Raw genomic sequence first — 16,691 nt, 5'->3', positions numbered from 1 at the left:
GCACACCACCCCGCGGCCCGACCCCATCGGGGAACGAGCACGGAGGACGCCGGTCCTCGACCGACGTCCTCCGCACCGTCCTCCCCCACCGGCCCGGAACCCGGCGAGGGCAAGGCTTCGCACACACGAAGGGCGCCCCACGAGGCCCACACCCCGCCGGACGCCCTCCGCCGCGGACGTGCCCGTACACGTCCGCCCGGGCCGTCTTCCCGACCCGTGCTCTCTCGCGGGCACGTACGCGCCCACCGGTCCTCCCTCACGGAGGCGGGCCTTCCCGCCCTCACTCCGTGGAGGAGCGATGCTACGCACCCTTCACGCGCATTCCCGCACTCCGCATGGATTCTGGCCGAATACGGCCAAAAGGAACCCGCCTTCCCCCGCCATTCATCGATCGTTCTCCGGCACGGGCGCGATCACCGTGCTTCGGCCGGCACGGAATCCCCGTATTCTCCCGGCCACCGCCGGCCGCACCCCCACGAGAACACCGACCGCCGCGACCACCACGCCACCGGTCCACCGCCCCCGACTCCGGGCCGTGTTCCGGTCCCGCAACACCATGCGCTCGTCATGACACGACCGTCGTCGGGTCCTCATCTCGCGTTCTCGGTGGGCTCGGGCCGGAGAACGGGCACACACCGCGGCGCCATGATCATCACCGGGCCCCGGCCGCACCGACCTGGGCGAACGGTGGGCCCGCACCGACCACCGCCGGCACCGCCGCGAGGGGTCCGTCGACCGGGCTCCCAAAAGGAGGGTCACCATCGCGTCTTTTCCCTCTCGCACCGGTACACCGACGGATTAGGTATCACCGCGGGCGGAAATCACAGGGGGGACGTTCTCCGGACCGGTGAACGTCCACACCGCACGGTCGCCGCCACTCGGCGGCAGAGAGGTGGAAGGGAAGATGAGCGGGAACAGAGGAGTCGTCTACCAAGGGCCGGGACGCGTCCAGGTACAGGACCTCGCGACCCCGGAGTTCGAACTCAAGGACGGCCCCGGGGTGAACCCCGCCAACGTGGGACGCAAGGTCCCGCACGGCGCGATCCTGAAGGTCGTCGCGACCAACATCTGCGGCAGTGACCAGCACATGGTCCGCGGTCGCACCACGGCCCCACAGGGCCTCGTACTAGGCCACGAGATCACCGGAGAGGTGGTCGAGACCGGCCCCGACGTCGAGTTCATCAAGGTCGGCGACCTGGTTTCGGTGCCGTTCAACATCTCCTGCGGACGATGCGTGAACTGTAAGGCCCGCCACACCGAGATCTGCCTGAACGTCAACCCCGACCGCCCGGGTTCGGCCTACGGCTACGTGGACATGGGCGGCTGGGTCGGCGGTCAGGCGCAGTACACGCTGGTGCCCTACGCCGACTGGAACCTGCTGAAGTTCCCCGACCGCGATCAGGCCATGGAGAAGATCCTGGACCTGACGATGCTGTCCGACATCTTCCCCACCGGCTACCACGGGTGCGTGTCCGCCGGGGTGGGCGTGGGATCGACGGTGTACGTCGCCGGCGCCGGGCCCGTCGGCCTCGCCGCGGCGGCCTCGGCGCAGCTCCTGGGCGCGGCGGTGGTCATCGTCGGCGACCTCAACGAGGAGCGGTTGGCCCAGGCCCGCGGGTTCGGATGCGAGACCGTGAACATCTCCCAGGGCGACCCCGGCGACCTGATCGAGTCGATCCTGGGCGTGCCGGAGGTGGACTGCGCGGTGGACGCGGTGGGCTTCGAGGCGCACGGAAGCGGGGACAAGGCCGGTGAGGAGGCCCCCGCGAGCGTTCTCAACGCCGCCATGGGCGTCACCAAGGCCGGTGGTTCCATCGGTATCCCCGGTCTGTACGTGACCGGTGACCCGGGCGCGGTGGACGAGGCCGCCAAGGTGGGCTCGCTGTCCATCCGCATCGGACTGGGCTGGTCGAAGTCGCACGTGTTCACCACGGGTCAGTGCCCGGTGATGAAGTACCACCGTCAGCTGATGATGGCGATCCTCAACGACCGCGTGCAGATCGCGAAGGCGGTCAACGCGGTGGCGATCTCGCTGGAGGACGCCCCGGAGGGCTACCAGTCCTTCGACAAGGGGGCGGCGAGCAAGTACGTGCTCGACCCCAACGGCTACCTCGGCACCGGCTGAGCCGTCGGAGCCCGCGTGGTGGGCCACCGGGGGCGTTCCTCGGTTCGGACACCGGCGGGCCGTCCTCCCGGCGCGCCCCGGGAGGGGCCGCAGGGGGGAGGGCGAGAAGAACACCGTCGCACCGCGGGTCCCGAAGGTTCCCGCCGTGTCGTCAGGCGTGCGAGCAGGGGTCGAGGCACGGCGGAGGCCCGAGGGACACGTCCTACTCCAGGAGCCGACCCACGTAGAGGACGGCGCCCGCGGCCAGTGCGGCCAGGCCCGCCGAGACCACCATCGAGGCCAGGCCGAGGACGACGCCCTGGAGGGCCACCCAGGATTCCAGGAAGTCCCGGGCCGGGGTCCGTGTGACCACGAAGACGAGCATGAAGACGACGAAGGCGATGACCGGGGCGATCTTGTTCACCCGAACATCCTAGAGCTCCCTCGACGTGGTCTTTCGCCAGGTCGATCGGCTTGGTACGGGTTCGTCCGGGCCGGGCCACGGGTACCACCGGACTGAGACCGGCCTGGGGAGACCGGTCATCGACGGGGGAGGTTCGATGCGAGCGACTGTGGGAGACCATCTGCACACACACGGTGTCACCAGTTCCCAGGGCGAGCACGAGGCGGAGATCATCGAGGTGCGGGGGGCCGACGACGGACCCCCCTACCTGGTGCGTTTCGCCGACGGCGAGGAGCGGGTCATCTACCCGGGTCCGGAGACCGTCGTCCGCCCGCGAGAGTCACGGGACTGACCACCGTCCTCCGCGGGTCCCCGGGACACCGGACGCCCGACCACGATGGCGGTCGCTCCGAGGGAGCGACCGCCATCCCTCGTCGGTCCCCGTCCCCCACCCGTGACCCGCGCACACGGGGCGCGGGTCCCCACCGGAGCGGGGGACGGTCGTCGTGTGCCCCGTACCCGCGCGCGGGGCGCGGCGACGGACGGGGTCAGGCGGGCGTGAGCCGCACGTTGAGGTGAGTGTGCGAGTTGACCGCCACCGTGGGGGCCCTCGGCACGTCGCCCACCACCGCGACCTCCGGCCACCGGGCGAAGATCCGTTCGAGGGCGACGCGCGCCTCCAACCGGGCCAGGGGCGCGCCGATGCAGAAGTGCGCGCCGTACCCGAAGCCGGTGTGCGCCTCGCCCCGGCGGACGTCGAACTCGCCGGCGGTGGGCCCGTAACGCTCGGGGTCGCGCCCCATCGCGATGTAGGACACGAACACCGGGTCGCCCTCGGCGATGCGCACCCCCGCGGCCGCGGGGTGGACGTCCGCCCCGTCGAGGTCCCGGGTGGCGAAACGGGTGAAGAAGTTGGCGGTGGGCGAGTCCCAGCGCATGGTCTCCTCCACCAGGTTCTCCCACGGCACCTCTCCGGCCAGCAGGAGGTCGCGCTGCGCGGGGTGGGCGCTGAGCGCGCGCACGGCGTTGAGCAGCAGGTGGGTGGTGGTCTCGTGGCCCGCCGCCAGCACGACGTACATGGACACGACCAGGTCCTGGCGGGGCAGCCGGTCCTCCTCGGGCAGCGCCAACATGGCGCTGATGAGGTCGTCCCCGGGGTCCTTCTCCAGACGCGACACATGGGCGTCGAGCCACGCGTGCAGGCTCAGTTCGGCGTCGCGACCGTCACCGACGGTGTCGTCGAAGAGGGCGCTGTAGAGCCGCCCCAGTTCGGGGTGGTCGGCCTCGTCGACGCCGAGCAGGTGGCCGATGACGCCCATCGGCAGGGGCCAGGCGAACCGCGAACGGAAGTCGACCACACCGTCGGCGCTCTCGTCCGCCGCGCGCTCCAGGTCGGTCAGGAGCCGCTCCACGAGGGAGGTGATGACGGGGGTCAGCGCCTCGACCCGGCGGGCGGTCAGCGCCTGGGCCAGGGGGCGGCGCAGCTTGCGGTGCTCGGGACCGTCCACGTTGGTGATCGCCTCGCCCGCGGGCGCGGCGATGCTGAGCAGCGGCCAGTCCGCGGGGATGTCCCCGCGCTGGAGCGCCTTCCAGTAGGACGGGCTCTTGGCGAAGAGCCCGGTGTCCTTGAGGAGGGCGCGGCCGGCCTCGTCGCCGGTGACCGCCCACATCACCACACCACCGGGCAGTTCGACCGGCACGAGAGGTCCGTGCTCGCGCATCCGCGCGGCGTCCTCGTGCAGGTCGGGACTGAGGGGATCGAGGTGGTGCACCGGTCTGGACAGGTTCAGAGCCACAGTGAGTCTCCCAGGGGGTCGGTGGAGAGTGCGGGTGGGGTGAAACGGACCGGCAGTGACTCCAGGGCGCGGATGAGCACCTGGGGCTGCCAGCGCAGCCGATCTGCGGGGATGCCCAGATGCAGATCGGGCAGTTGGGTGAGCAGGGTCTCGATCCCGCTGACCGTGATGATCTCGGCCAGGGTGCGCGCCGTGTGGGGGCAGCCGTGGGGACCGTGCGAGAACGACAGGTAGGCGCGGCTGTGGTGGTGTTCCCGGGCCTGGCCGGGGGGTCGGAACAGCGGGTCCTGGTGGGTGGCGGCCAGCCCCAGCAGGACCAGGTCGCCGCTGGGGATGGTCGTGCCGGCCAGCTGGGTCGTCCGCGCCGCCCACCGTCCCGCGAAGATCTGGGTCGGGGTGTCGTCCTTGAGGACCTCGCGGGCCGCCTCGGTCACCGAACGGCGGCCACGGGTGAGCGCGTTGGTGTGGGTCTGGTCGGTCAGCATCAGCCTGATGGTGTTGCCGATCCAGTTCGCGCAGGTCTGGTGCCCGGCGATGATGGAGACGAAGATGTCGGCGCTGAGCTGGCTGTGGGTCAGCCCGAGACCACTGTGCGCCAGGTGCGAGGCGATGTAGGGGCCGGGCTCCTTCACCGCGCGCCGGGCCAGGGCGTCACAGATACCGCCGACCCGGGTCAACCCCTCGATGGGGTCGCCGCCGGCGCCCATGAGCTGGAGGAACCCGGTGACCAGGGCATCGTGGTAGTCCTCCGGAACACCCACGGCCCATCCCAGCGCCAGCACGGGCAACCGCTGCGCGTAGGCGGAGATCAGTTCCGCCTCGCCCTCCTGGGAGAACTCCTCGATCAGCCGGTTCGACGCCCTGCGGCAGAACTCCTCGAACTCCCACTGATCGATCCGGGCGAACGCGTCGCCGAGCACGGCGGACCGGCGACGGTGCTCCTCCCCCTCGGTGTACAGCATCGCCTCGGTGGCGAACCCACCACCGATGAGCGGCCACATCGGCCATTCGGGCGGCAGGTGGTCCTGCATGTTCCACCGACGGAAGGACCGCGCGAACAGTTCGGGGTCGGAGGTCACCTGGAGCAGTTCGGAGTAGCCCATCACCAGCCACGCGGGCACGTCCCACGACAGCAGGACCGGCGCCACCGGTCCGTGGCGTCGGCGCAGCTCGGCGAACAGTCCGGGCGAGTCGCGCTGGTAACGCTCGTCGCCCAGACGCATGGCGTTCCGATGCGAGTCGGGGAGGGTGAACCCGAGCTCCGGAGGCCCGGGGGGCGTGTCGGGGTGGCTCATCGGGCCGGCTCCTGTTCCAACCGCTGCTGACGGTGCACGACCAGCTCGGCCAGGGCGGCGCGCACCTGCCTCGGGTCACGGGCGTCGCAGCGCAGCAGCGGTGTGTCGGCGTCGATGTCCAGACTGGTCCGGATCTCCTCCAGACTCCAGTGCTGGGCCTCGTCGTCGAACGGGTTGTGCACCACCAGGTAGGGCAGGCCCACCCGCTCGACCCGGTCCAGTGCGGCGAACGAGCCCTCGACGTCACGGGTGTCGACGAGCACGATCGCCCCCACCGCGCCCTGGCACAGCCGTTCCCAGAGGGTGTGGAACCGCTTCTGGCCCGGTGCGCCGAACAGGTAGAGGACGATCTGCTCATCGATGCTGATCCGGCCGAAGTCGAAGGCGACCGTGGTGGTCGTCTTGTCCGGGCGGAGTTCCAGACCTTCGTCGACCCCGACCCCGGCCTCGGACATCTCGGCCTCGGTGGTCAGCGGCGTGATCTCGCTGATCGCGCTCACCAACGTGGTCTTCCCTACCCCGAAACCACCGGTGACCAGGATCTTCATCGAGATCGTCGCGGAAGCCGCCAGGGGTTCATAGGGGGAGGTTGATGAGCCCAACACGCAGTTTCTCCAAGAGTTGACGGTCGTTGGCCGGGGACGCGGGCGCCGGTGTGGACCGGCCCGCGCGTCCGCCCGCGGAGCGAAGGACGATGTGTCCCCGGTCGACGAGGTCGGCCAGCAGGATCGTGACCGCGCCCAACGGGATCCCCAGCCGGGCGCCGAGCTCGGCGGGGGCGATCGGCCGGTCGCAGATCCGGACGATGTCGGCCTGTTCCAGGGACAGGCCGGCGGTGTCGGCGCGTTCGGTGACCACCAGGGCGAAGGGGTCCAGTCGCAGCGTGGTGCCGCTGCGCCCGCCGACCACCATGAACAGGCCGTCGGGGACGTCGGGGTCCATCACGACGGGTCCGCCTCGCCACCATGGCGGCTGGGTGTGGCGAGCTGCTCGGGCAGCCGCTCCACCAGCCGGCCCATCTCCGTGGCGACGACGCCCAGGTCGGCCGTGGGACTCGACAGGTCGGCGAGGACGGCCAGGGCCGACCCCGAACCGGCCCCCATCACCAGCAGGTGGTGCGGGTCCAGGTCCACCGCGACGGTGCGGACCGGGTCCTCGATACCGAACACCGTGTTGACCTGCCCTCCCGTGGCGAGCAGTCCACAGGCGGACGCGGCCAGACCGTCGGCCTGGTCGCGTCCCAGGGTGCTGTCGGCCGAACGGACCAGACCGTCGGTGGACAACAGGAGCACGTGGCGCACTCCGGGCAGCTCGCGCAGCTTGTCCATGAGCCAGGTCAGGTTGGTCAGCATCAAGAGTCCTCACGATTCTCGGCGGCGGGGTTCGACGTCGGCCGGGTGTGTGCGTGCCACTGGGCGATCCGCAGGCTGGTGGCCACCCGGTCCCGGGGCGGCTCGACCGTCTTGGGGGTGGCCGCCTCGTCGGGAAGGGTGGCTCCCCGACGCCGTTTGGGCAGGTGCCGCGGGCGTTCGGTGGGGGGTGCGGAGTCGCCGGTCGTCTCGGCGGTCGCCGTCGGCTCCGCGGGGGCCGCCGGGGCGACCGGAGGGGATGGAGGGGTCGGGGCCGCCGACTGTTCCGGGATCGGCACGGATCGCAGGGTGGGCGAACCGAAGGAACCCGTGGATCCACCCTCATCGGCGGGCGGAGCGGCGGCCGCGAGCGCCGGAGCGCCACCGGCCCCGGCCACGGCGGCGTCGTCGGTGCGCAGGAGCCCCTTGCGCGGGATCCACACGGTGGCCCGGGTACCCCCGCGCGGCGACGGGGCGACGTCCACCCGGATGTCCAACGGGTCGGCGGCGCGACGGACCACGAGCAGACCCAGCTGGTTGGCGGACAGCTCGGCGATGTCCGGGGGGCGGCTCGTGTCGAGTCGACGTCGTACGTCGGCCAGTTGCTCCTCGGTCATGGCCAGGCCGCTGTCGTCGATGTGCACGCCGAGTCGCATCGCGGTGTTCTCGAAGTGCACCACGACCGCCTCGGAGGGCGCGGAGAAGGAGGTGGCGTTGTCGACCAGTTCGGCCAGGACCTGGATGATCGAGTTGACCGCGCGGCCCTCGACCACCACCGGGGTGGCCGGCATGTGCATCTGCACCCGGGCGAACTCGGGCACGCTGCCGACGGCCGCGCGGACCAGGCGTTCGATGCGCAGCGGTTGGGTCCAGTTGCGGCCGATGCGGTCGGCCTCGGCCACGGTGAGCAGGCGCTGGATGAGCATCTCCAGGCGGGAGAGTCCGGCCTCCATCACCATGAAGTCCTCGCGCACCCGGTCACCCGCCCCGGAGGAGTCGAGGGTCTTCCAGTAGGGCCGGCTGCGTTCCTGCACGTCGGCGCGCAACTGCGCGACTCCGGCGCGGGCCCGGGCGGCGCAGCCCTTGACCACGCTGAGAAGCCGTCTTCGTTGCTGGTGGCCACGCCAGAGCGATCGGGTGACCGCTTCCACCAGGGGGCGCGTGGCGGGGTCGGGGCCTCCGGAGGCGTCGAGTTCGGCGAGGACGGTCTCGGAGGAGGCTCCTTCCCGGATCCTGCGCATCACCAGGGGGAACACGTCTTCGGTCACGGTCCTGGCGGCGCGGTCGCGTTCGGACAGCGCCGACTGCAGGCGGTCGGCCCTGGCCTCGGCGCGGGCGGCGGCGGCCCGGGCCTCTTCGATCAGACCGGCGTCACGCAGTGCCGTTTCGGCGGCGCGGCGTCGGGCCCGCCGCGAACGGAGGGCCATGGAGACCGTCAGGGCGAGGAGCACGACGGTGCTCACCGCCAGGGCCCACAACCAGAGGTGTGCGGTGGCGGGCTCCGCTGGAACCGCTGCGTCTGTCAACAACATGCGTTGGTCGATTCACGTCGGGAACGGGCCGGGAGGAAACGTCGGAGGACCGGGGGAATGGGTCCGGGATGACGAGGGGCCGGTGGTCGTGGTCGGCTTGTGGGGGATTGCGGAAGTTCGTGTCCATAGAGGTCGGCCCGCTGGTCATCCGCGGTCTCACCGGGACGGCCGAACGGGTTCGGTGGGGCGTCGAAAACAGGGACGACAAGGCCGGTCGGGGCGGAATCCCGGCCGATGGCGCCCGTGATCGGTCATTTTGCCATCACTGTGACGACGCTGAAAGGGAATGGGTTCTACCGCGGACGACCGGAGAGTGGTCTTTACCGCGCGGATATCTGCGTTCTCACTGTTCACAGCAGCCCCAGCCTGCTCATCACTAGGGCCGAAGTTCCCTGAAATTTGTGGTCCAACTTCCTGAACCGAGTGCCAATGAGTCCATTTTGTCTCTTTTGTCGGCCCCGATGGTCGAGCGGTGTCCCCGTGCCCGCGCGACGCCGACCGGCCGCCCGAGGTCGGGGCCGGGGGGCCGACCGTGTCACCGTGGGACGCCCGCACACACCCCTAGACCCGGGGCCTGCTCGCGCGCAGGGAGTACATCAGCGGGATGCCGGGAGCGCCCTCCGGGAAGCGGTAGTAGCCGTCCTCACCACGGTGGAAGGAGCCGAAGCGGGGGAACAGCGACACGTCGTGTTCGTGGAGGAACTCCAGGCGCAGCCCGGCCTCGGCCAGCGCCGAGACCACGTCGCCGATCGGGTGCCGCCACTCCACGACACGGTGGTTCCCGGTCCGGGTGTGGGGGTCCACGTACGACCCGGTGGCCTCGTAGACGTGGGCCTCGCGCCCGAAGTAGTCTCGCGTCACCCTCGATCCGGTCTCGTCGTCGAGGATGTCCGTGAACGGGTGGAACTCCGCCAGGTACAGGAACCCGCCGGGCGCCACCAGTGAGGCGGCGACCTCGGCCCACCTTCGGAGGTCGGGCAGCCAGCACAGGGCCCCCACGCCCGTGTAGACGATGTCGAACGCCTCCCCCGGTACCGCCCGGGCGGCGTCGTACACGTCCGCCCGGACGAAGCGCGCGCGTTCCTCGGACAGCCCGATGTCGGAGGCGATCCGGCGGGCCGCCTCCACCGCGGGGCCGGAGAAGTCCAGGCCCACGACCCGCTCGGCCCCATGTCGCGCCCAGGAGAGGGTGTCGAGCCCGATGTGGCATTGCAGGTGCAGGAGGGACCTGCCGGTGACGTCCCCGACCTCGGCGCGTTCGAAGTCGCGCAGCGCGTCCTCCCCGGCCTTGAACCCCTCCAGGTCGTAGAAGTCACTCGCGACGTGCAGGGGGACCCACGCGTCCCAGTTGGCGCGGTTGGCCGCGAGCCAGTCCGGCGGTGTCGATGCGTTCATGGGCCCGCAACCTAGCAGTCCGTCCGTCGTGGGCGCCGGCGGTTTCGCGCGCGACACGTCCGACGACGCGGAGCCGCGTTCCTGTACTCCGGGGCGGGCGCTTTATAGGTTGAAAGACCGGAAAACCGCTGATCACGGCCGAGGTGACCGTATGTCCCGGACAACATGTTGTGTGATCGGAGGCGGTCCCGCCGGGATCGTCCTGGGTCTCTTACTCGCACGGTGCGGCGTGGAGGTGACCGTGTTGGAGAAACACGGCGACTTCCTACGGGACTTCCGCGGCGACACCGTGCACCCGTCGACACTCGAACTACTGGAGGACCTCGGGCTCTCCGAACGGTTCTCCCGACTGCCCCAACGCCGCGTGGACCGCGTACGGCTCCCGCTGGGCCAGGACGGACGCCTGGTGACCCTGGCGGACTTCAGCCACCTGCACGGCACCTACGACCACATCGCGATGGTCCCCCAGTGGGACCTGCTCGACCTCCTGGTGGACGCGGCCTCGGAGGAACCCTCGTTCACCCTGCGGATGAACACCGAGGCGACCTCCTTCATCGAGGAGGGCGGGCGGATCAACGGGGTGCGCTACCGGACCGCCGAGGGCGAGACCGGAGAGATCCGGGCCCTGGTGACCGTGGCCTGCGACGGTCGGAACTCACTGGCCCGCGGGCTGCCCCGGCTGGGACTGCGGGACTTCAGCACTCCGATGGACGTGCAGTGGTTCCGGTTGCCCCGCCATGAGGGAGACCCGTCCGGCGCGGTGGGACAGTTCGGCCAGGGCCGATTCGGCATCCTGATCGACCGCGGCGACTACTACCAGGCCGCGGCGATCATTCCGAAGGGCACCGACACCGAGAACCGGTCCCGTCCGCTGCAGGAGTTCAACGACACGCTGATCCGACAGTTCCCCTGGTTCGAGGGGCGGGAGCTCGTATCGTCCTGGGACGACGTGAAGCTGCTGGACGTGCGGATGGACCGGTTGCGCCGGTGGCACACCCCCGGGCTCCTCTGCATCGGCGACGCCGCGCACGCGATGTCACCGGTGGGCGGTGTGGGCATCAACCTGGCGATCCAGGACGCGGTGGCCACCGCCCGCCACCTGGAGGGTCCGCTCCGACGTGGTCGGGTGACCCGCGCGGACGTCGCGGCGATCCAACGGCGGCGCCTGCCCATCACGACGCTGATCCAGGGTCTCCAGCACCTGGCACACCACCGGTTGATGATTCCGGCCCTGGAAGGGCGCCTGGACCTGCGCTCCATGGAACCGCCGCTGCCGTTGCGGTTGGTCGAGCGCATGCCGTGGTTCCGGCGGGTCCCGCCCTACGTGCTGGCGTACGGAGCCCAGCGGGAGCACCCGCCCACCGGCGCCCTGCGCTGATCCCGACGAACAACCGCCCGTGACCCGACCCGCGCGGTCACGGCGCCCGTGCCACGGCGGGCGGGCGGGGCCCGTAGCGGACCCCGCCCGCGCGTCGGCTCCCCGGTTCAGGCCGCGGCCTGGTCGGTGACCCGCCGGATGGCCTCGACGGCGGGCTCGGGCCGGTCGACGTGGATGTGGTGACCGCTGTCCTCGGCCGTCGCCGGCCGACTGTCGTCGGAGACCTCCCGCCACTTCTCCTGGCCCTCGGTCCACACACGCTCCAGGTCGTCGCCGTATTCGGCGAACTCACCGAGGTGGCGCACCCCGTGCTGGATGACCTCCACCGGGATGCCGCCGGCGGACCGTACCTCCGGGTCGCTGTCGATGGTGATCATCTCCGGGTTCTCACCGTCGAACAGCGCGAGGTTCCGCGCCCGCACCTCGGCCCCTGCGCCGATGGCCGACTCGGGGATCAGGTCGGTGATGTCGTCGATCATCGTGGGCGACGTGGCGTCCAGCAGGACCAGTCCCTCGACCCGGTCTCCCGATGGTCGGGGGCGTACCGGGCGGCGATCGGCCCGCCCAGCGAGGGGCCGGCCAGGACGACCGGCCCGTCACCGGCGACGTCGTCGAGCACGGCGTCCAGGGTCGCGCGCCCCTGGGGGAAGCCGACCCGGCGGGATCGTCACCGCGCACCCTCCGGCCCGACGGGTGGGGCGCCCCACCGCCCACCGGGGATCGCCGCCGCCCCGCCACGCGGGGTGGGGATCGGCTCCGGCCGGCGCCCGCATGTTCCGCGGTGAGCGAGTCGGCGGAGGAAGCGGGGCGGGGGCCGTGAAACGACTCCGGCCCGGTCGAGGGACCGGGCCGGGAAGTAAGAGAGCCAGCGAGGGGACTTGAACCCCTAACCTATCGCTTACAAGGCGATTGCTCTGCCAATTGAGCTACGCTGGCCGACCACCGAGGCCAGGGCCTCGGTGTCCACCCGCATGGTACCGGTTCCGATGACGCGCGGCCTACTCGAACCCGGTCGAACGTGGTGGAACGGCGCTCACGCCTGCGCGCGACGACGCCGGGCGACCTCGTAGAGGGACACACCGGCCGCCACGGAGGCGTTGAGGGACTCCGCACCGTTGATCGGGATGCTCGCGACCACGTCACAGGTCTCGCGCACCAGGCGGGACAGGCCCTTGCCCTCGGCGCCCACGACGATGACCAGCGGGCCGGTGGCCAGTTCCAACTCCGGCAGATCCGTGTCGCCGCCGGCGTCCAGGCCCGCCACGAACAGCCCGGCCTTCTTGTAGGCCTCCAGTGCGCGGGTGAGGTTGGTGGCCTGCGCGACCGGAAGCTTGGCCAGGGTGCCGGCGGAGGTCTTCCACGAGGTCATGGTCACGCCCGCGGCACGGCGTTCGGGGATGAGCAGACCGTGGGCACCGAAGGCGGCCGCGGAACGGGCGATGGCGCCCAGGTTGTGCGGGTCGGTCACCCCGTCCAGGGCGACGATCAACGCGGGGGTGTCGGCCCCCAGCGCCTTGTCGAGCAGCCCCTCGGCCGCCCAGTACTGGTAGGGCCGTACCTGGAGCACGATGCCCTGGTGGACGGCGCCCGGCAGCCCGTTGCTCTCACAGCGACGGTCGAGTTCGGAGCGGGGCACCTCGACCACGTCCACGCCCTGGGCCCCGGCCATCTTGGCGGCCTCGTTGACGCGATCGTCCGGGTCGAGGCTGTTGGCCAGGAACAGGCGCGTGGCGGGCATGCCGGCACGCAGCGCCTCGACCACCGGGTTGCGGCCGATCAGCAGGTCGGAGTTGTCCGGGCGGTCGGGCGAACGCTCCCGACGGGGGCCGTCCTGACCACCGGCGTGGGAGGACTGCGCCTTGGCGGACTTCCTGCGCTGCTTACCGTCGTACCAGTGCCGCTGTTCGGCGGGCAGGGTACCGCTCTTGGCCTCCAGGGAACGGCGGCCCTTGCCGCCACTGCCCTTGGTCGGGCCCTTCTTGCTCTTCTTCGCCGGCATGGTCGCCGCCTCCAGATACGTGTCGCGAGCATGCCGGAAGAACACTTCCGGCCGATGGGGTCGCCGTCTCGCCGAGGGGGCGGCGGCAAACTCCCAGCCTAATGGCGACGCGCCACCACACGCGTCATACGGGGCCGGCGGCGCACCCCGGCCCCTGCCTCAACGAGCGTTCAGCCCCGGCGCAGGTCCCATCGGGGGCCCTGCGGGGTGTCCTCCACCACCACGCCGGCGTCGGCCAGACCGTCGCGGATGGCGTCGGCGGCCGCGTAGTCCTTACGACCGCGGGCCGCCTGACGCTGTTCGAGCGCGACCGCGACGAGGGCGTCCACGACCTCGCGCAGACCCTGCTCACCCGAGGCCCACTGCGGGCTCAACGGGTCCAGACCGAGCACACCCAGCATGGCGCGCAACGCGGAGGCCGACTCCTGGGTGCGCTCCTTGTCCCCCGAGGCCAGCGCGGTGTTGCCCTCGCGGACGTGCCCGTGGACGACCGCCAGCCCCTGCGAGACCCCCATGTCGTCGTTGAGGGCGTCGGCGAAGTCGGCGGGTACGTCGACGGCGGGCTCGACCGAGCCCAGGACCTCGACCGCGCGGGTGAGGAAACCCTCGATGCGCTGGTAGGCCGCGGCGGCCTCCTGCAGGGCCTCGTCGGAGTAGTCGATGGTGGACCGGTAGTGCGCCTGGCCGAGGTAGTAGCGCAGTTCGACGGCGCGGACCTTCTCCAACATCTGCGGGATGCGCAGCGAGTTGCCGAGCGACTTGCTCATCTTCTCGCCGCCCACGGCCAGCAGACCGTTGTGCAGCCAGTATCGGGCGAACCCGTCACCGGCGGCCCGGGACTGGGCCTGCTCGTTCTCGTGGTGCGGGAAGACCAGGTCCAGACCGCCGCCGTGGATGTCGAAGCTGGGGCCCAGGTACTTGGTGGCCATGGCCGAGCACTCCAGGTGCCAGCCCGGCCTTCCCCGACCCCAGGGGGTCTCCCAGCTGGGCTCACCCGGCTTGGCGCCCTTCCACAACGCGAAGTCGCGGGGGTCGCGCTTGTCCCGGTCGGGTTCACAGTCCGTGGACTCCTGCACCTGGTCCGGGCGCTGGTTGGACAGCTCCCCGTAGGCCGGGTAGGACCCCACGTTGAAGTAGACGTCGCCCGAACCGTCGTCGGCGGCGTAGGCGTGACCGGCGTCGATGAGGCGCCGCATGAGCTCGATCATCTCCGGCACGTGACCGGTGGCGCGCGGCTCGACGGTGGGCGGCAGGCAGCCCAGGACGTCGTAGGCCCAGGTGAAGGCGCGCTGGTTGCGTTCGCTCACCTGCCACCACGGCACGTCCTCGTCCGAGGCGACCCGGATGATCTTGTCGTCGATGTCGGTGACGTTGCGGCAGAAGGTCACCTCGTACCCGAGGTGGGTCAGCCACCGGCGCAGGATGTCGAAGTTGACACCCGACCTGATGTGGCCGATGTGGGGAGGTGCCTGCACGGTGGCACCACACAGGTACAGCGAGGCACACCCTTCGCGCAGCGGAGTGAACTCTCGGACCTGCCGGGCACTGGTGTCATAGAAGCGCAGACTCACGCTGTCAAGCGTATCCGCTTTCCCCTCACGTGTGAGTCACAAACCCTGAACCTTTCTCACCCATGTGGTGCCCTCTGGACAGTACGGAGCACTTATAAGTGGTGAGCCGTATTCTCCCTGTTCGGATGTGACTTGGCCCCTTCACGAGGGACGACCCGCACGGACCACAGCCGAACACCCTCCGTCAATTCACCCATGAACGGACATTGCGCCCTGTTCTCCCGTGGTCGGGAAGCAACCGGAATCGGTCGGAATCTCGTGTTAGCGGCACCGACTCGACTACGCTTCGATGACGATGGCCCCTTACAACAACGCCCCCGAGACAGGGACACGCGACGGTCGTAGCGCGGATCGCGGCGCGGGAGCCGGTGCTCTCGTCTTCGGCGCGCTGTTCGTCGGCGTCATCGCCGTGTGCACACTCTTCATCGCCTACGAGGGCATCTACCGCCTCGCCGCGATCGTGCACGCCGACAGCGCCCTGCCGCTCGCCCACGTGTTCCCGGTGACCTTCAGCCTGCTCGTCCTCATGGCCTTCTGGGTCAGTTACACGTTGCGCGCGGCACCGCCGCGCGAACGTCTGTGGATCGACATCGGCCTGATCCCCCTACTGATCCTGAGCGCCGCGGTGCCCATGGTCGTGACCAGGACCGCCTGGTTCGCCGACCTCGGGGACACCCTGCCGCGCGGACTCACCGTCGTCGTGGCGGTGGCCCCGTTGGCCGCGCTGTTGGTCGCGTTCCTGCTGTGGATCGCCGTGCGCGCACACGTCCGACGCCGCAACGCCCAGGCGCGCCCCCGACCCAAGCCCAGCGACGACCGCACCACCGTCCTGCGCGGTGTGCCCGGGCCCCGGACCGAGTCTCAGGAAGAGGCTCCCGAGGCCCTGAAGACACGCCTGCTGCGGCTGGGCGGCGAGTCGGGACCGGCCGAGGCCGAGGACGTGCGCCCCCCGGGGAAGAACGTCCAGAAGGTCGAGGCGGGGACACCGCACGACGGCGACGAGGCGACCGAGGAGCCCGACCGGGCCGAAGAGGTCGAGAAGGTCGAGGAGGAGACCCCGTCGGCGGGTGGCTCCGCTCCGGAGGAGAGAGAGCACCGGGAGCGCTCCGACCGGGAGACACCGCACACCGCCGAGCACCACTCGGCGGGGGCGTCGGAACCGACGGACGACCCCGAGGCACCCACCGAGCCCGTCCCGCTTCCGCGGGACCACCACGATGAGCCCGCCGCCACCGCCTCCACCGGTCTGACGGAGGACGACCCGACCGCCGCGTCGGACGCGTCCGACCCCGGGCACTCCGCACCCGCCCTGGGCCTGCCACGGCGCACGCGCGGTGGCGACAACCCGATCAAGCGGGCCGCCGCCGAACCTCCCGTGGTGCCCGGGGCCGCGACCCCCGCACCGGAGCCGGCGGCGACCACGGACTCCGGCGCCGACGCGCCGGCGCCGGAGTCCCGCATCACCACCGTGGAACACCGCTCGGAGCCGTCCGAAGCGTCGGAGCCGTCGATCGACGCCGCCGACGAGGGGTTCGCGCACGAACCCGAGGTCGGCGACCCCAGTTCGGACGAGGCCGAGGCACCGAGGCTCGCACCGGTCGCCGCCGTACCGGAACCGGAGGCCGACCCGGCCGCCGAGGCGGAGACGACGGCGGACGCGGATGCACCGAGCACCCCGTCACCCGCGACGCCCCGGACCGGCGAGGCGCCCGAGCGGCTCCCCGGGGTGCGCCTGTTCTTCCCCGAACACACCCCCGCGACCCCTGAACCGTCCGACACCGCCGTCGCGTCCGCCGAGGCGCCGGACGCGACGGCGGTGTCGGACGGTTCAGGGGTCGCGGGGGTGTGTTCGGGGAAGAACAGGCGCAC

13 protein-coding genes, 1 tRNA gene and 2 pseudogenes are annotated in these 16,691 nt (G+C 71.1%); 4 read left to right on the top strand and 12 right to left on the bottom strand.

What is annotated here, in order from left to right; genetic code table 11:
* The first annotated feature begins 904 nt into the window (after positions 1-904).
* A complete protein-coding gene (gene fdhA, locus DSY14_RS20415) occupies positions 905-2,125 on the top strand; it encodes a formaldehyde dehydrogenase, glutathione-independent (protein ID WP_211718208.1) in 1,221 nt (406 codons plus the stop codon).
* Between the two features lie 202 nt (positions 2,126-2,327).
* Here the strand turns inward: fdhA and DSY14_RS20410 are convergent, their stop codons facing one another.
* The gene (locus DSY14_RS20410; protein WP_211718207.1) at positions 2,328-2,528 is read right to left on the bottom strand and encodes a hypothetical protein; all 201 of its coding nucleotides are present in this window, start codon (positions 2,526-2,528) and stop codon (positions 2,328-2,330) included.
* 136 nt (positions 2,529-2,664) lie between these two features.
* Here DSY14_RS20410 and DSY14_RS20405 point away from each other — a divergent pair, with 136 nt between their 5' ends.
* Complete coding sequence (locus tag DSY14_RS20405) at positions 2,665-2,859, top strand: DUF1918 domain-containing protein (RefSeq protein WP_211718206.1); 195 nt, start codon at positions 2,665-2,667, stop codon at positions 2,857-2,859.
* 196 nt (positions 2,860-3,055) lie between these two features.
* Here DSY14_RS20405 and DSY14_RS20400 read toward each other — a convergent pair whose 3' ends face one another.
* The 7 genes from DSY14_RS20400 to DSY14_RS20370 all read right to left on the bottom strand — a co-directional run bounded on the left by DSY14_RS20400 (position 3,056) and on the right by DSY14_RS20370 (position 9,874).
* Entirely contained in the window at positions 3,056-4,303 is a 1,248-nt protein-coding gene (locus DSY14_RS20400) for a cytochrome P450 (RefSeq protein ID WP_211718205.1), read from the bottom strand.
* The gene (locus DSY14_RS20395) at positions 4,294-5,598 is read right to left on the bottom strand and encodes a cytochrome P450 (RefSeq protein ID WP_211718204.1); all 1,305 of its coding nucleotides are present in this window, start codon (positions 5,596-5,598) and stop codon (positions 4,294-4,296) included. Before DSY14_RS20395 ends, DSY14_RS20400 begins: the two co-directional genes overlap by 10 nt.
* Positions 5,595-6,146: an ATP/GTP-binding protein gene (locus DSY14_RS20390; RefSeq protein WP_249188182.1), complete on the bottom strand. Its 552-nt coding sequence runs from the start codon at positions 6,144-6,146 to the stop codon at positions 5,595-5,597. The genes DSY14_RS20395 and DSY14_RS20390 overlap by 4 nt, the downstream gene beginning before the upstream one ends.
* A gap of 28 nt (positions 6,147-6,174) precedes the next feature.
* A complete protein-coding gene (locus DSY14_RS20385; protein WP_249188181.1) occupies positions 6,175-6,540 on the bottom strand; it encodes a DUF742 domain-containing protein in 366 nt (121 codons plus the stop codon).
* Entirely contained in the window at positions 6,540-6,950 is a 411-nt protein-coding gene (locus DSY14_RS20380; protein WP_211718200.1) for a roadblock/LC7 domain-containing protein, read from the bottom strand. The genes DSY14_RS20385 and DSY14_RS20380 overlap by 1 nt, the downstream gene beginning before the upstream one ends.
* On the bottom strand, positions 6,950-8,479 hold the full coding sequence (locus DSY14_RS20375) for a sensor histidine kinase KdpD (protein WP_211718199.1): 1,530 nt from the start codon (positions 8,477-8,479) through the stop codon (positions 6,950-6,952). The genes DSY14_RS20380 and DSY14_RS20375 overlap by 1 nt, the downstream gene beginning before the upstream one ends.
* A gap of 561 nt (positions 8,480-9,040) precedes the next feature.
* Positions 9,041-9,874, bottom strand: coding sequence for a bifunctional 2-polyprenyl-6-hydroxyphenol methylase/3-demethylubiquinol 3-O-methyltransferase UbiG (locus tag DSY14_RS20370; protein ID WP_211718198.1), 834 nt, complete (start codon positions 9,872-9,874; stop codon positions 9,041-9,043).
* Between the two features lie 151 nt (positions 9,875-10,025).
* Between DSY14_RS20370 and DSY14_RS20365 the strand changes: the two genes are divergently transcribed.
* Positions 10,026-11,252 carry an FAD-dependent oxidoreductase gene (locus DSY14_RS20365; RefSeq protein ID WP_211718197.1) on the top strand — a complete coding sequence of 409 codons (1,227 nt, stop codon included), beginning with the start codon at positions 10,026-10,028 and terminating at the stop codon, positions 11,250-11,252.
* 107 nt (positions 11,253-11,359) lie between these two features.
* On the opposite strand, the pseudogene DSY14_RS20360 reads toward DSY14_RS20365, so the two are convergent.
* From DSY14_RS20360 to cysS, 4 genes and pseudogenes are all read right to left on the bottom strand, one after another.
* A pseudogene (locus tag DSY14_RS20360) lies at positions 11,360-11,883 on the bottom strand (alpha/beta fold hydrolase); the annotation flags it as partial.
* A gap of 232 nt (positions 11,884-12,115) precedes the next feature.
* Positions 12,116-12,188 (bottom strand) — tRNA-Thr (locus DSY14_RS20355).
* Positions 12,189-12,285: 97 nt separating this feature from the next.
* Positions 12,286-13,251 carry a 23S rRNA (guanosine(2251)-2'-O)-methyltransferase RlmB gene (gene rlmB, locus DSY14_RS20350; protein ID WP_211718196.1) on the bottom strand — a complete coding sequence of 322 codons (966 nt, stop codon included), beginning with the start codon at positions 13,249-13,251 and terminating at the stop codon, positions 12,286-12,288.
* Between the two features lie 170 nt (positions 13,252-13,421).
* Complete coding sequence (gene cysS, locus DSY14_RS20345; RefSeq protein ID WP_211718195.1) at positions 13,422-14,822, bottom strand: cysteine--tRNA ligase; 1,401 nt, start codon at positions 14,820-14,822, stop codon at positions 13,422-13,424.
* Between the two features lie 289 nt (positions 14,823-15,111).
* On the opposite strand from cysS, the pseudogene DSY14_RS20340 reads away from it, so the two are divergent.
* Positions 15,112-16,691, top strand: a pseudogene (locus tag DSY14_RS20340) (DUF2637 domain-containing protein); the annotation flags it as partial.

It is taken from the genome of Nocardiopsis sp. MG754419, assembly GCF_018207095.1.
Taxonomy (GTDB): domain Bacteria; phylum Actinomycetota; class Actinomycetes; order Streptosporangiales; family Streptosporangiaceae; genus Nocardiopsis.
Note: the sequence above shows the minus strand (reverse complement) of the source record. Positions and strands in the feature narration are given on the sequence as shown.

What these genes read in the sequence shown, in the direction of transcription:
- DSY14_RS20370 (WP_211718198.1), bottom strand. Translation starts at nt 9,874, where the DNA reads ATGAACGCATCGACACCGCCGGACTGGCTCGCGGCCAACCGCGCCAAC.
- DSY14_RS20395 (WP_211718204.1), bottom strand. Translation starts at nt 5,598, where the DNA reads ATGAGCCACCCCGACACGCCCCCCGGGCCTCCGGAGCTCGGGTTCACC.
- fdhA (WP_211718208.1), top strand. Translation starts at nt 905, where the DNA reads ATGAGCGGGAACAGAGGAGTCGTCTACCAAGGGCCGGGACGCGTCCAG.
- DSY14_RS20380 (WP_211718200.1), bottom strand. Translation starts at nt 6,950, where the DNA reads ATGCTGACCAACCTGACCTGGCTCATGGACAAGCTGCGCGAGCTGCCC.
- DSY14_RS20375 (WP_211718199.1), bottom strand. Translation starts at nt 8,479, where the DNA reads ATGTTGTTGACAGACGCAGCGGTTCCAGCGGAGCCCGCCACCGCACAC.
- DSY14_RS20405 (WP_211718206.1), top strand. Translation starts at nt 2,665, where the DNA reads ATGCGAGCGACTGTGGGAGACCATCTGCACACACACGGTGTCACCAGT.
- DSY14_RS20365 (WP_211718197.1), top strand. Translation starts at nt 10,026, where the DNA reads ATGTCCCGGACAACATGTTGTGTGATCGGAGGCGGTCCCGCCGGGATC.
- DSY14_RS20390 (WP_249188182.1), bottom strand. Translation starts at nt 6,146, where the DNA reads ATGAAGATCCTGGTCACCGGTGGTTTCGGGGTAGGGAAGACCACGTTG.
- DSY14_RS20385 (WP_249188181.1), bottom strand. Translation starts at nt 6,540, where the DNA reads ATGGACCCCGACGTCCCCGACGGCCTGTTCATGGTGGTCGGCGGGCGC.
- rlmB (WP_211718196.1), bottom strand. Translation starts at nt 13,251, where the DNA reads ATGCCGGCGAAGAAGAGCAAGAAGGGCCCGACCAAGGGCAGTGGCGGC.